The sequence below is a fragment of the Acaryochloris marina MBIC11017 genome, from assembly GCF_000018105.1.
GTDB lineage: Bacteria > Cyanobacteriota > Cyanobacteriia > Thermosynechococcales > Thermosynechococcaceae > Acaryochloris > Acaryochloris marina.
On record NC_009925.1, the window covers coordinates 2,873,565 to 2,886,946 of the forward strand.

Sequence of the window (13,382 nt, forward strand, 5' to 3'; positions counted from 1 at the left end):
CGGTATAGTTGAAAAATTGTTGATATCCCAACTTCATCACTCTAGATTCAAGCCTATCTAAGCTTGGCTCATTTTTTCTTCAATCGATGAAATAAATAGCCTGAGTTTGGGCATGATAAGACTAGAGATACGTGATCCAGATCACAAATGCAAGCCGCTATAGTCACTGCTCGCAGGGGTTATTGCTGACATGCTGAATGGCAACCCTGTGCAACGATCCCGCAGAGATAGTCACAGTTGGGTGTCGATCCTGAATCACACCGTAGGGGGAAATGAGTCATGTCTGTTGTTCTAGCAGAACGATTTGCACATAATCCAGATTGGTCTAAAATTCAGCCGCATGATTGCGATCGCGCCCAGGAATTGGTGACTTTAATCCAGACTCAAATTCATCAGGACCGCCAAACTCTGGCAGATGACTACTACGGTTGGATTTACGAATTAACCAAGCTTTTAAGTAGCCTGTAACCCCTCTTTTTACTCTGCGCGTCGCATTCAGGTCATATGCGAGTAACGTTAGAGTGATATGACATGTCAGTTAAGATTTGTCAACAATCCAGATCACAAAGATCGAAAAAAGTTGGAAGATATTTAGCCTTGAGCTTGGGACTAGTGCTGCTATGGCCGCTTCAACGAGCTCAGGCCGATAGTCCCTTAACCTCCACCGATCTGGCCACAGCCTATCAAGAGATGCCGGAAGTCCAGTTAGCCCAACGCACCAAAGCTGCCAAGGGCCAGGTCTTAAAGTTCCTGCTGAGCGATGCCCCCACGGACCAAAAAGCAGCGGTGATTAATGCTCTGGGCTGGAATTTTAAGGGCCAACGAAATGGCTATCGTTTCCTAGCCGGTTTAGCTCAAGCCCAAGGACTGGCCCTGCAAGAGATCCAGCTTCACCATTTGCGGCCTACCGATCGCTTTGCCCTAGGCTATCTGCTGGCCATGGATGATTATTTTGAACTGTCTTCCTTATCTAAAACGGCGACTGAAGACCTGTGGAAAGCCAGTCCCCTACAGCTGATCAGTCAAGCGGCTTATGCCTTACCCGATGATTTTACGGTGCAGTTTGTTCGCGCGATTGTCCAGGGACAGAACGACTTTTCTCGCTCTTGGTGCTCAATCTATCTAGAGCCACAGCAAGTGTTAAACCAATTTCCTGTGGCGAAACGGAATTTGCGATCGCAAGCCGTTACCCAGGCCATGCAGTATCTCAATCGCTATGAGTCCCACTGCCAGCAACCTGCTTTCTTGACGAACCAACCGTCCGTTAACCCTGAACTCAACCAAATCTACAAAATTGTCGAATTTCAGAATCAGATAGTCACAGCCACTCAGGGCGGGATTGTCTTTTGGGATCCACAATCCCAGACGGCAACCGCAACCCGAGCGGAGAAGCTCTGTACATCCCTGATGGTCTGGTCCAATGCGCTATGGGTGGGCTGTCAACATCGCCTCTTGCGCTTCGACAGCAACAACTGGAAGCTCTATCGCTATAGCCCTCAATCCACGGAAAGCGGTTTTCAGCTCGTCCCAGGTCCTCAAGGAACCTTACTCGTCCGCCACGGGGGACAACTCTGGCAGTTTGATCCGAAGAAAGATCGGTTAGTCGCTGCCGATCCACAGTTGGGTCCCGGACACAGCTATGACCTGCTCTATCGACGCAATGGCGAGCAATGGCGGATCGATTTTCTCCAAGCCCTCTGGCGCAATCAGCAACGCATCTCGCTCCAGTCTGATGCCTATCCTGGTAGCGATCCGCGATCGTTTTATGAAGATGCCAACGGTCAACTGTGGGTGGTGGACTTTAACCAGGGCTTTTTTCGCTTCAATGACCAGACCCAAACCTTTCAAGCCATGACCCGTGTTGCCGGTAAGGGATCTGCGATCGCAACCGATCAACAGCACACCTACTTCCTGCACTACACCTCAGGATTGTATGTTCAGACGCAAGGTCAAGCCGACCCCACGTTCATTGACCTCTCAACATTACGCTATATGCGAGACCTCTTCGTCGATCAGAAGGGTGATATTTGGATCGGGGGCTGGAATCAATTGGTGCGATTACGTCGCCAAGGAAATCAGTGGAGCCGAGACCGTTATCGCCTGTTTAACTAAGAATTAATCTCTTCTTAAGTCGGATAATTCTTATTTGTTAAGCCCCTCACTTTCCGGATGTCACTTTTTTGTATCCTAAAATACAATTATTCATATCTAGACTTGATATTTCTTGTATAGAGACCCCATTAATCAATTAGTCATAATTCTTCAACAAAATACTTGTTTCTAGGGTTCCGATTTGAGCGCAATTTCGTCTTAAATGACTGGTCCAAGAGAAACAGCTAGCTTTTTACATATCTATTACCCACAGACATGTAGCTAGTGACACGGAGGGACAAAAGCCCGGGAGAATCAACGTTTACCGTACATTCGGTAATGATTGGCTCCGCGGGTTTTGTATTTTAAATTGACACGTCTCATCTTCCTCTAAAATGGCTGAGAAACAACATGAAGAAAGAAATTAACGTGACAAAGTAAAAACCCTAAATTTTCCGATATTATGGCTGAAAACTCGACCTTTGGTCCTCCCAATTCTGATCCTAATTTTTCGTCCACTGAGGCCAATCGTGCTTTAGAGAAAGAAGCACAATTGCCCCTCACGGGCTGGCAACAAGAAGTTGACCGGGGATTAGAACTGGGGTTAGAAGCGGCGGCTAGTATTCGCGATCGGAGCATCCCCACCTTCTCGCGAGGCGAGCTGCCCCACTATGCGGGCATCAATACCTTCCTCAAAGCGCCTTACCTAGAAGATGTGCGTAAAGTCGATGAATACGATATTGCTGTAGTAGGCGTTCCCCATGACTCCGGCACCACTTATCGTCCCGGTACGCGCTTCGGCCCCCAGGGTATTCGTCGGATTTCAGCCCTGTATACTCCTTATAATTTCGAGCTGGGTATCGATTTACGAGAGCAGATCACCCTCTGCGATGTTGGGGATATCTTCACCATCCCCGCCAATAATGAGAAATCTTTTGACCAAATTTCCAAAGGAGTCGCCCATATCTTCAGTTCTGGCGCTTTCCCTATCATCTTAGGGGGCGATCATTCCATTGGTTTCCCCACTGTTCGAGGGGTTTGCCGCCATTTAGGGGACAAGAAAGTCGGTATCATCCACTTCGATCGCCATGTGGATACCCAAGAAACGGATTTAGACGAGCGCATGCATACCTGCCCTTGGTTTCATGCCACTAACATGGCCAATGCTCCGGCTAAAAACTTAGTGCAATTAGGCATTGGCGGTTGGCAAGTGCCTCGACAAGGGGTCAAGGTCTGTCGAGAGCGAGCCACGAATATTCTCACCGTCACCGATATCACTGAAATTGGACTTGATGCTGCCGTTGACTTCGCCTTAGAACGAGCCTTAGACGGCACAGACTGCGTCTATATCAGCTTTGATATTGACTGTATTGATGCTGGATTTGTCCCCGGTACCGGCTGGCCAGAACCCGGCGGTCTGATGCCCCGAGAAGCTCTCTATATGTTGGGCAAAATTATTCAAAAAGCCCCCGTCTGCGGCTTGGAAATCGTTGAAGTGTCACCCCCTTATGACATCAGCGATATGACCTCGCTCATGGCCACTCGGGTCATTTGCGATACCATGGCCCATCTTGTGCTGTCGGGGCAACTTCCCCGGCAAAAAGCACCAGACTATATTCATCCTGAAGCCAATATGGCAGTAGGTTCTGAGTGGGTTTAGGCCATGCATGAAACGGATATGACCAAGGCCCTAATTATGACGGTCAAGGACTGGTACGATTCCCAGCCTGAAGATCCACAAATCACCAAAATTCATTTGGTGGTGGGTCGGTTTACCTGTGTGGAACCTGTCAGTTTGCAGTTCGCTTATGAAGTCCAGACTCGGGACACCTTCTTAGCGGGGACAGAGTTGGTGATTCGGGAGACCCCTTTAATCGCTTTTTGCCACCCCTGTCAGCAGGAATATTCTCCTGAAATGGGCTTGCAATATGCCTGTCCCACGTGTGGAGCCCCCATGGAAGATATCCGGTCCGGCCGCGAACTCAAAATTGACCACATCGAATATTGTTCTGATTCAGCCCAAACCTATGCACCAAACTGTTGACGCCGCCCTCGGCATTAACCTCTTACATGCCAATCAAGAAGGGGCCGATCACAACCAGGCTCACTTTAACGAATGGGGAGTGACCTGCTTTAACGTCATGAGCAGTCCAGGTGCAGGGAAAACGGTTCTGTTAGAGAAAACTCTGGCAGCTCTCAGCCCAGACCTCAATCTGGCCGTCATTGAAGGGGACATGACTACAGAACTGGATGCTGATCGCTTGCGAGCTTACGATGTCCCTGTGGTGGCAATTAACACGGGGCGGTCCTGCCATCTAGACGCCAAGATGGTGGCGGGCGGTATCCACCAATTGGAGCATTGCACCAATCCTAGAGAGTTGGATTTAGTGCTAGTAGAGAATGTCGGAAATCTTGTATGTCCGGCAGAATTCGAAGTAGGGGAGCATGCCAAAGTTGCCCTACTCAGCGTGACAGAGGGGGAAGATAAGCCGCTGAAATATCCAGTGATGTTTCAAGCAGCCGATTGTCTGTTGGTGACCAAGATAGATTTAGTTCCTTATCTAAATATTGATATTGAGCAGATTGTCCAAAATGTCCGTCAGCTCAATCCCCATGCCACGATTTTGCCAGTGTCTGCCCAAACAGGGACAGGACTTTCTGAATGGTTTGAGTGGGTTCGTCAGCAGGTTGTCCACCTCAAACGGACTGCAGTCGGTAGTCACTAGTTGTTTGTAAGCAGGTAAAAGATTTCTATGAAGCGACGAAATTTTCTATCCCTATGTTTAGTATTTTTTTGCAGTTTACTGCTGACGATCAGTTGTAGCCCATCGCCTGAGACGACCACGGATTCATCTTCAGGCAAGCCTGTGGTGATTGGCTATAGTAGCTGGGCAGGATGGTGGCCCTGGGCCATTGCCGAGCAAGAAGGTTTATTCAAAAAGCATGGGGCAAATGTCGAGCTGAAATGGTTTGACGGCTATTTAGAATCGATGAAAGCATTTTCTGCAGGCCAATTGGATGGCAACTGTCAAACCTTAAACGACACCATTTCCTTTGCAGCCGATGCAGTCAATGGAGAAGTGGCGGTTTTGGTCAATGACAATTCTGCTGGCAACGATAAAATTATCGTGACGGCTGAGATCAACAAAGTTGAAGACCTCAAAGGGAAAACGGTAGCCGTTGAAGCCGGGGTTGTAGACGACTTTCTCCTGACTTTAGCCTTAGAAGAAGAGGGTATGAAACGCTCTGATGTCAAAATTAAGGACTTACCGACAGATGCAGCCGCCGCCGCTTTTGCTGCCGGACAAGCGGATGCGGTGGGCGCGTTCCCTCCTTTTTGGTTAACAGCTTTAAAGCGTGAAGGTAGCAAAGAGCTAATTTCCTCTAAAGAGTTTCCCGGTGCCATTCCTGATCTGCTGGTGGTGAGTCAAAAGCTGATTGATGAGCGTCCTGACCAGGTCCAAGCATTAATCGATACTTGGTTTGATATCCGAGACTTTATGGCCAAGAACCCTGAACGTTCGGATGAGATTATGGCGCAACGAGCAGGTGTGAGTGTTGAAGAATTCCAGCAATTTAAGGAAGGAACACGATTCTTCACCATTGAAGACAACTTGGAAGCCTTTTCCGCTGGCGGCGACGATATGAAATATATGCCCTTTGCAGCTCAGCGGATGAGTAAATTTATGGTGGATGTGGGCTTTATTCCTAAAGGACCGGATCTCACTAAGATTTTCAATGACACCTTTGTAAAAGCCTATGCGGAGAAAACAGCCTAACATCTAGGATTGCCCCAAACAGCACTTCCCCCCTTTTTGCCCCATAGGGAAGGGGGGAAGTCTAAGAACGCTCACCCCATAAGAGTTATGAGTGCTAATTCTGTTCCACCACAACATGAGAAAACAGCGAAGACTCAAGGACTTCAACCCACAGTCTTTTGGCGCATCGCTGAGGATATCCCCCCTGGCCTCAGCTGGCTGTTGATGGTGCTTTCTGTTGCAGTACCCCTGACCTTTTGGTGGTTGTTGGCCACCTATGGTGACGTCAATCCTGCTTTCCTACCCTCTCCAGGTAAAGTCGGGACAGCATTTGTTGATCTGTGGCATCAGTACGATACCCTCAATCAAAAGGATACCTACCCACTCTTTCAAGCCACCCTGATGAGCTGTTTTCGGGTGGGTAGCGGCTTTTTGCTGGCCTCTATACTGGCTGTGCCAATGGGGATTGGCATGGGGGCCTTCGCCAGCTTGCGATCGCTGGGTGAACCGATCATTGGCATCGTTCGATATATGCCCGCACCAGCGTTTATTCCCCTCCTACTGATCTACTTAGGGTTAGAGGAAGAGCCGAAAATTGCCCTGATTTTTATCGGTACGATTTTCTTCAATGTGCTGATGATTATGGATGCCGTTAAGTTTGTCCCGAAAGAACTGATTGAAACGACCTATACCCTGGGCGGGAATCGGACTCAAGTCTTGCTTCAGGTAATTACTCCCTATGTTATTCCTCGCATTATTGACGCCTTCCGCGTCAATATGGCGGCGTCTTGGAATCTAGTGGTGGTCGCAGAGTTGGTCGCAGCCGACGAAGGTCTGGGTAAACGAATTCTGCTAGCCCAACGCTTTAACAGTGTGGATAAGATTTTTGTCTGCTTAATTGTGCTAGGGTTGCTGGGATTTAGTTTGGATCTCTTTTTTCGCTGGCTACAACATGTCACATGTCGATGGGCCATTGAATAGCAATGCATTTAGAAACCATCCATTTGTATAAAAGCTTTGCGGTTCGCCAAGGGCAGCTTTCAGTTCTTGAAGACATTAATCTGCATGTGGAAGCGGGGGAGTTTGTCTGTGTTGTCGGTGCCTCAGGTTCAGGTAAATCGACACTACTCCGTCTAGTGGCCGGTTTGGACACGCCGACCTCCGGCTTAATTACGGTAGATGGTCTCCGGGTGATTGGTCCGGGTAATGACCGCGGTATGGTGTTCCAACGCTATACCCTTTATCCCTGGATGACTGTGGCTGAGAATGTGGCTTTTGGCCTGAAGCTGCAAAAACTGCCTAAATCAGAGCGCCAGCAGCGGGTAGCCTATTATTTGGAGGTCGTGGGTCTCACTAATTTTGCCCGAGCCTTACCCCGTGAACTTTCGGGTGGAATGCAGCAACGAGTCGCCATCGCACGTTCCTTAGCCTGTCAACCCAAAATTTTACTGATGGATGAACCGTTTGGGGCCTTAGATGTGCAAACCAAAGAGACCATGCAGGAATTTTTACTGGATCTATGGCGACGGACAGGGACGACCATTTTAATGATCACCCATGATGTGGAAGAAGCCATTTTCCTGTCGCAGCGCATTTATGTTCTCACCGCTCGCCCAGGTTCGGTTCAACGGGAGGTGTTTATTAACCTACCTGCAGAACGGACGTATACGATCAAGCGTCAGGCTCTCTTTCAAGACTATCGCGATGAAATTATGGATCTGTTACGGGAGAAATCTGCCTTAGATCCAGTGATAGACTGAGGTTCAGCTACCCAGGTTGCCGTTCTAAAGTCGCTTCCATAGTATTAAGCAGATAGTGGTCGCTCATCATGCCGCTCGACAAGCGGTAGATATTATCAGCAATGCGATGAATGGTTTCAAAACCACTGCGGCGTTCCCGATCGCCCAAAACCCAAAATCGCTGCACAATCGATTCAGGACCGATCCAGCCTTCGCCTTCGACTTGGCCGAGTTGGCTATGTTTAAGGACATAGGTATACCGCTGGTCGTTACTGCCTAAACGACCGCGATACTGCATGATAATTTCTGGGGTGCCTTGACGAGCAATAGCAGACTCTTCCGGGAACAACAGCTTGGTTGCCATGGTAAACCAGCTGTCACAGTTCCACGCCACTAGAGTGCGGCCATGGATAGCAACAGGGTCTTGATTCCGTTCCATCCAAGTCCCTTTAAAAGTCCATCGGCCCGCATCCAATAAAAATGTGTGGGTCGCAGTGCCCCTATTCTCTGGCATTTTGTTAATGTTGGTGAGTCCTTGTTCTTTCCTTAGGATGCCCACTGGGCCAAGCCTCTGGATCAGACAAGGTGCAATTCTCCCAGGAGAATCGGGCCTGATGCTCCGGTCACCGCCGGTACGTTGCCAGGGATTTGCAGCTGTTGCCAATAGGCCAATACGGCAAATGCGATCGCTTCCTTCGCATCAGAATTCAACCCCACATCATCCGTCGTTAACACAGTGCTACCGCCTAAGCGCTGCTGCAAACACTGCCGTAAATAACCATTGCGACTCCCACCTCCACAGAGAACCACTTGATCAGGAGGATGTGGTAAAAACTGGTCATAGTTATAGACAATGGTGGCTGCGGTAAAATCCGTCAGCGTCGCCAGCATATCCGCCGGACTGAGCTGATAAGACGCTGCCGTTTGCAAACAAGTCTGTAAATAATCGGGACTAAATAATTCTCGTCCTGTGGACTTAGGGGGTGGCGCTTGAAAGAAAGGATGCCTCAGCCATTCCTCGATTAAAGGCTGACAAGGATTTCCCTGAGCCGCCCAGGCTCCGTCGGCATCGTAGGTGAGTTCGCCCTTAGAAAAGTGCGCCACGGCCAAATCCATTAAGACATTGCCTGGGCCAGTGTCCCAACCTTTAACGCCCATCCCCAGTTGGCTGGCATCGGTTAACGGCGGCAGGTAGGTAACATTGCCAATCCCGCCAATATTTTGCACACAGCGGTAGAACTCAGGATGGCTGAGTAAACAGATATCGAGTTTGGAGACCAAGGGAGCGCCCTGACCCCCGGCTGCCATATCGGCAACCCGGAAATTGCTGACAGTGTTGATGCCTGTTTGGTGGGCAATCACAGCACCACGTCCGATTTGGAGGGTATAGCCTAGGTTTCCCTGGGGAGGACGATGAAACACCGTTTGACCGTGGGAGCCAATCAGTTCAGCAGTCAGCGTGGCCTCAGCCTGAATCGACTGGGCCGCTTGGGCAAATTGCATGGCAATCGCATCATCCAATCCTGCCAATGCCTCAATACTGAGGGGCTCTCCCCGACAGACCGCGAGAATTTGATTTCGGAGGGCATCGGGATAGGGATAGGTCTGAGCGGCAATCAGATCAACCTGTAAATCCAGTTCTCGGCCAGAAATCTCTACGAGGGCGGCATCAATCCCATCCACGGAGGTGCCGCTCATCAAGCCAATCACATGCATGGTTATCCTTCTCCCAAAGAACGTAAAACACTAAGTACGTTGTTGTAGTCATCGGTGCGACCCTGCTTGGCATACAGATCAGCCGCTTTCTTTAGATCAGTAATGGCGTCTTGTCGCTTATTTTGCACGGAATAGAGTAAGCCCCGTTTATAGTAATCTTCAGCCGCATCTGGCTTAATCCGCAGGGCATCATTGAGATCTTGTAAGGCTCCATCCAAATCTTTGAGCTGGATTCTAGCGCTAGCACGGTTAGAATAGGCCGCTTGACTGCGCACCTCACTCTTGCGGGTGTCATTAATTTGAATCGTGCGTCCATAATCTTGGATCGCTTTTTCATACTGCTTCAACCGCAAATAAATATTGCCGCGCACCGTATACAAAGCAGCACTGCTAGGATTAATCTCCAGGCCTTTGTTGCAGTCTGCCAGGGCACGCTGCAGTTCATTCAGGGAAAATAAGGCCCCACAGCGATTGTTGAGGACAAAGGGATCCTTAGGGTTAATGGCGATGGCGCGATCATAATCTTGAAGCGCCCCTTCAAAGTCCGCCTGCTGGCCTTGATAAGCCCGCAGTTCCCCCCTAAGCAGATAGGCACTGGTCGAGTTGGGATTAATCTGGAGCGCCTGGTCAAAGGATTGACGGGCCTGCTCGATTTCCCCCTGCTCATAGAAAACTCCACCCAGATTGGTATGGGCACGGGTAAGTTGGGGGTTAATGGTCAACGCCTGGTTATAATCTGCGATCGCATCTTGTTTTCGGTCCAGTCTAGATTTGGCATAGCCCCGACTCGCATAGTCTTTCGCCGTGCGTACGGGCAGTTTCAGGGCCTTTTCCCAGTCTTGTTCTGCCCCCTCTGGGTCTCCTAGAACCGAGCGATAGCTACCCCGATTGACGTGGGCTGATAAATGATTCGACTCGGCTTGGATGGCCTTATCTAGCTCTTTGACCGCCGCTTCTAGCTTCCCCTGGACAAAAAATACAGAGCCTAAATTGAGATAGCCTTGGGCCTGGTTGGGCTGCAACCGGATTGCCTTGCGATAATCAGCAATGGCCGCTTCATACTTACCCAGCTCCACCTGGGCATCTCCCCGATGGTTATAGGTTTCCGCATCTTTAGGGTCAAGGGTTAGGGCTTCGTTATAATCTGAGATCGCAGCTTGATATCCTCCAGTAGCAAAGCGAATTTCACCTCGCTCGCGAAAGGCTGCTGCCGTTTTCGGCTGCTGTTTTAACAACGTATCAAACTGGGCAATGGCTTCCGGATATTTGCCAATTTCGGCATAGGTTTCACCCAACTTCAGAGCCGCTTCCGTATAGTCCGCTTTGAGTTCTAACGCCTGTTCAAAATTTTCAGTGGCCGACTGCCAGTTGCCGGATTGGGCTGCCTGCTGTCCCCAAAAATAATGCCATTGGGGACGAAAGAGAAAAAAGAGACTTGCAGATGCGATCGCAGCTCCCCCTACTCCTAAACCAATCCACTGCCACTTAGGCTTCTGGATCTTAGATGTAGGCTGGCGGGCAGTTGATAGTCCCGATTCCGTGGAAGCAGGCTCAGAACTGGCAGGTGCAACCTCATCTTCCGCCGAGGGATGGGACAATACCGTACTGGCTTGGGCCACAGACTGTAATGCTGTTCGCATGGCTGCGACTGTGGCAAATCGGTGCTTCGGGTGGGGCTTAACCAGTTGATCGAGCAAGCTTCGAAAGGGAGTGCTTAGATGTTCACAATCTTGTTTCCACTGCAAACGCCCCGTGGCACTATCGGTCTCAAACTGATCGGGAAACTTGCCCGTCAGTAAATAAATCGCCGTTAACCCCAAACTATATAGATCGCTGGCAAACGTTGGTCGCCCCGCTGCCTGCTCTCGGGGCATAAAACCGAGGGTACCAATCACAATCGAGCGGCTGGGCTGGCCCTGGGCATTTATTTGGGTCGCCATTACTTCCTTAACGGCCCCAAAGTCAATCAGACACGGCTGCTGGTCAGCATTACGAACAATAATATTGTCGGGTTTAATATCGCGATGAATAATGTTATGACCATGAATGTAATTGAGCACATTCAAAATCTGATAAAGCAGTTTGATCACCTCTGCTTCATTCAGGGAACCTTGGGCCGTGACAATTTCGGTGAGGGTCTGGCCTTCAATCCATTCCTGCACCAAATTGAACTGCCCCTCTTCTTCAAAGTAAGCAAATAGATCAGGAATTTGCGGATGCCCTTGACCAATCCGTTCTAAGATGGCCGCTTCCCGCTGAAATCGTTCCAGCACAATTTTCTGCACCCGATCATTGTTGAGTACAGGTTTGAGCTGTTTAATCACACAAAATCGCCGGGATGGCATCTGCACATCTTCAGCTAAGAAGGTTTTACCGAATCCACCCTCATTTAAAGCTTTGAGAATCTGATATCGGCCATTAACAAGTCCTACCATTTATTCTGTGATGCGCTGTATTCCCTTCAACAAGCAAGACAAACCCTGAATCCTCATGCCGCTAGGGTAACCTGCATTCGCTTTTGTTGCCGTAAATAGCCATGCAAAATTTCAGCATCCATACCGTGAAGCATCAGCCGAAAGCCAGCATGGAGGGTGATCAGCGGGATACAGGGATGGCGGTTGTTCACTAACCCCAAGGCCAGGGGATCTTGTAACAATTTGCTGATGTAAATGGCAATGGTTTCATCTAACTGCAATGAATTGGTGGCCCGCCAGAAATCATGATCCGACAGAAATAAGGCATAAACTGGCGTATACACCTCAATAGCAGACTGTAAATCCACAAAATTCAGCCATCCCTGGCGTCCAGGATTGATCTCAAACTCTCCATCCGTAATTGCGTCAAAGTTGAGCCGTTGTGGTGCTTCCAGGATTCGATTCTCCGCCTTCAGCTTTTGATTCAGCTCAATAATAAAGTTGTAAATATTCAAGTCATGAATCAGGAAGGTATTATCCTTTAAATCTTCTAGGCAGGTGGGACGTAAGGATTGGGTAGACGTGATTTCAACCCCAGCATTATCCGCAATAAATTTCAGAATCTCCGTCCCAATCACAAAGTGCCGCAAAATCAGATAGTTGCTATCGGGGGTCACAAAATACTTCAATCCCCAATAGATTAGCTGATGCAGCAGCCTCGACGAGCTTAACCATTCGGGAATCACAATCCGCAGCAGCTTCACCACCACAATCATCAACTTTGCAAAAGGGCGAACCAAGGGCAAAAAGATCCGGCGTGAGCGGCTATTATGCCCCCTCAGTAGCGCTCGTTTAGATTCATCATGGAGGGGCAGACTCGCATCTATATAAAGGGCCAACCAAGGATTGGGGTCTTTAATATTAACGATTTGTTGATCAAACTCAGTCTGCCAACTCATCAATACTGTCCTAGTTCTTCTAGCTGTAGGAGGTATAGCCGAGCCGTAACTTTGGCAGTGCGGACAATCGACTCATCCATTCCTGTTATATCCAAAATTGAGCTAGACAGCAGGTCTTCCAGTTCCTGAAGATGATCTTCATCATGGACCGCATGGTAGCGATAGAACTCAAGCTGATCGGGATCCGTGATTAGAGGGTTCTCGTCTAAGGCATTGGCAAAAGTTTGGGCAAACCGTTTACCTAAGCCTTCGATAATAAACATGGCTCCCAGTAGATCAAAGGGGTTAGGCTGCGAGGCTCGCTGATACATCCAGGCCGACAACGCTTCCGAGCCAATATTTTTACGGGCACTGATCAACGCCTCTTTTTGTCCCCCAGAAGCCAGATAGCTTTTCTCCAACATTTGATAGTCGAGATGTTCCGTGGCCGCATGGCGGATAAAGATAGAGCGCTGATCTAAGTAAGGAGCTGTAATTGAAGAGGCTGCTCGACTAATCCAACCACTCCCTTCCACCACTTGCTGGTAATGATCGCTAATTAGGGTGAGATAGTCCGCCAATCGCAGCTGCTGCTGCATCGCCCGAGCAACAATCGGCACCTTCAATAACCGACTCTCAAAATCGGCCCACACCATGGTGAGCTGGCGCAGCACCCGCTGGGCCTGGGTAACGTTGCTATGGAGTCGGGGTTGAGTTTGCATGGAA

Annotated in this window: 13 protein-coding genes and 1 riboswitch; of the genes, 8 read left to right on the forward strand and 5 right to left on the reverse strand. The window is 49.3% G+C overall.

What is annotated here, in order from left to right; genetic code table 11:
* The first annotated feature begins 279 nt into the window (after positions 1–279).
* From AM1_RS12820 to AM1_RS12855, 8 genes are all read left to right on the forward strand, one after another.
* On the forward strand, positions 280–468 hold the full coding sequence (locus tag AM1_RS12820) for a hypothetical protein (protein WP_012163275.1): 189 nt from the start codon (positions 280–282) through the stop codon (positions 466–468).
* A gap of 129 nt (positions 469–597) precedes the next feature.
* Positions 598–2,112, forward strand: coding sequence for a ligand-binding sensor domain-containing protein (locus tag AM1_RS37590; protein WP_012163276.1), 1,515 nt, complete (start codon positions 598–600; stop codon positions 2,110–2,112).
* A 157-nt stretch (positions 2,113–2,269) separates the two neighbouring features.
* A riboswitch (guanidine-I (ykkC/yxkD leader) is annotated at positions 2,270–2,406 on the forward strand.
* A gap of 148 nt (positions 2,407–2,554) precedes the next feature.
* Positions 2,555–3,751 (forward strand): agmatinase family protein, encoded by a 1,197-nt coding sequence (locus AM1_RS12830; protein ID WP_012163277.1) that lies wholly within the window; start codon positions 2,555–2,557, stop codon positions 3,749–3,751.
* Between the two features lie 3 nt (positions 3,752–3,754).
* Positions 3,755–4,135 (forward strand): hydrogenase maturation nickel metallochaperone HypA, encoded by a 381-nt coding sequence (gene hypA / locus AM1_RS12835; protein WP_012163278.1) that lies wholly within the window; start codon positions 3,755–3,757, stop codon positions 4,133–4,135.
* The gene (gene hypB, locus AM1_RS12840; RefSeq protein WP_012163279.1) at positions 4,119–4,817 is read left to right on the forward strand and encodes a hydrogenase nickel incorporation protein HypB; all 699 of its coding nucleotides are present in this window, start codon (positions 4,119–4,121) and stop codon (positions 4,815–4,817) included. The genes hypA and hypB overlap by 17 nt, the downstream gene beginning before the upstream one ends.
* A 27-nt stretch (positions 4,818–4,844) precedes the next feature.
* The gene (locus AM1_RS12845; RefSeq protein ID WP_012163280.1) at positions 4,845–5,870 is read left to right on the forward strand and encodes an ABC transporter substrate-binding protein; all 1,026 of its coding nucleotides are present in this window, start codon (positions 4,845–4,847) and stop codon (positions 5,868–5,870) included.
* Between the two features lie 87 nt (positions 5,871–5,957).
* Positions 5,958–6,830: an ABC transporter permease gene (locus AM1_RS12850; protein WP_012163281.1), complete on the forward strand. Its 873-nt coding sequence runs from the start codon at positions 5,958–5,960 to the stop codon at positions 6,828–6,830.
* A 2-nt stretch (positions 6,831–6,832) separates the two neighbouring features.
* Positions 6,833–7,609: an ABC transporter ATP-binding protein gene (locus AM1_RS12855; RefSeq protein WP_012163282.1), complete on the forward strand. Its 777-nt coding sequence runs from the start codon at positions 6,833–6,835 to the stop codon at positions 7,607–7,609.
* Positions 7,610–7,616: 7 nt separating this feature from the next.
* Here the strand turns inward: AM1_RS12855 and AM1_RS12860 are convergent, their stop codons facing one another.
* The 5 genes from AM1_RS12860 to AM1_RS12880 form a co-directional block, all read right to left on the reverse strand.
* Entirely contained in the window at positions 7,617–8,102 is a 486-nt protein-coding gene (locus AM1_RS12860) for a hypothetical protein (RefSeq protein ID WP_012163283.1), read from the reverse strand.
* A 62-nt stretch (positions 8,103–8,164) separates the two neighbouring features.
* On the reverse strand, positions 8,165–9,304 hold the full coding sequence (locus AM1_RS12865; protein WP_012163284.1) for an anhydro-N-acetylmuramic acid kinase: 1,140 nt from the start codon (positions 9,302–9,304) through the stop codon (positions 8,165–8,167).
* Between the two features lie 2 nt (positions 9,305–9,306).
* Positions 9,307–11,739, reverse strand: coding sequence for a serine/threonine-protein kinase (locus tag AM1_RS12870; protein WP_012163285.1), 2,433 nt, complete (start codon positions 11,737–11,739; stop codon positions 9,307–9,309).
* 53 nt (positions 11,740–11,792) lie between these two features.
* On the reverse strand, positions 11,793–12,677 hold the full coding sequence (locus tag AM1_RS12875) for a DUF6999 family protein (RefSeq protein ID WP_012163286.1): 885 nt from the start codon (positions 12,675–12,677) through the stop codon (positions 11,793–11,795).
* Entirely contained in the window at positions 12,677–13,378 is a 702-nt protein-coding gene (locus tag AM1_RS12880; protein ID WP_012163287.1) for an iron-containing redox enzyme family protein, read from the reverse strand. Before AM1_RS12880 ends, AM1_RS12875 begins: the two co-directional genes overlap by 1 nt.
* Positions 13,379–13,382 lie beyond the last annotated feature (4 nt).

Coding starts and splice junctions, on each gene's coding strand:
- hypB (WP_012163279.1), top strand. CDS start 4,119: ATGCACCAAACTGTTGACGCCGCCCTCGGCATTAACCTCTTACATGCC.
- AM1_RS12850 (WP_012163281.1), top strand. CDS start 5,958: ATGAGTGCTAATTCTGTTCCACCACAACATGAGAAAACAGCGAAGACT.
- AM1_RS12870 (WP_012163285.1), bottom strand. CDS start 11,739: ATGGTAGGACTTGTTAATGGCCGATATCAGATTCTCAAAGCTTTAAAT.
- AM1_RS12855 (WP_012163282.1), top strand. CDS start 6,833: ATGCATTTAGAAACCATCCATTTGTATAAAAGCTTTGCGGTTCGCCAA.
- AM1_RS12875 (WP_012163286.1), bottom strand. CDS start 12,677: ATGAGTTGGCAGACTGAGTTTGATCAACAAATCGTTAATATTAAAGAC.
- AM1_RS12830 (WP_012163277.1), top strand. CDS start 2,555: ATGGCTGAAAACTCGACCTTTGGTCCTCCCAATTCTGATCCTAATTTT.
- hypA (WP_012163278.1), top strand. CDS start 3,755: ATGCATGAAACGGATATGACCAAGGCCCTAATTATGACGGTCAAGGAC.
- AM1_RS12845 (WP_012163280.1), top strand. CDS start 4,845: ATGAAGCGACGAAATTTTCTATCCCTATGTTTAGTATTTTTTTGCAGT.
- AM1_RS12880 (WP_012163287.1), bottom strand. CDS start 13,378: ATGCAAACTCAACCCCGACTCCATAGCAACGTTACCCAGGCCCAGCGG.
- AM1_RS12860 (WP_012163283.1), bottom strand. CDS start 8,102: ATGCCAGAGAATAGGGGCACTGCGACCCACACATTTTTATTGGATGCG.
- AM1_RS12865 (WP_012163284.1), bottom strand. CDS start 9,304: ATGCATGTGATTGGCTTGATGAGCGGCACCTCCGTGGATGGGATTGAT.
- AM1_RS12820 (WP_012163275.1), top strand. CDS start 280: ATGTCTGTTGTTCTAGCAGAACGATTTGCACATAATCCAGATTGGTCT.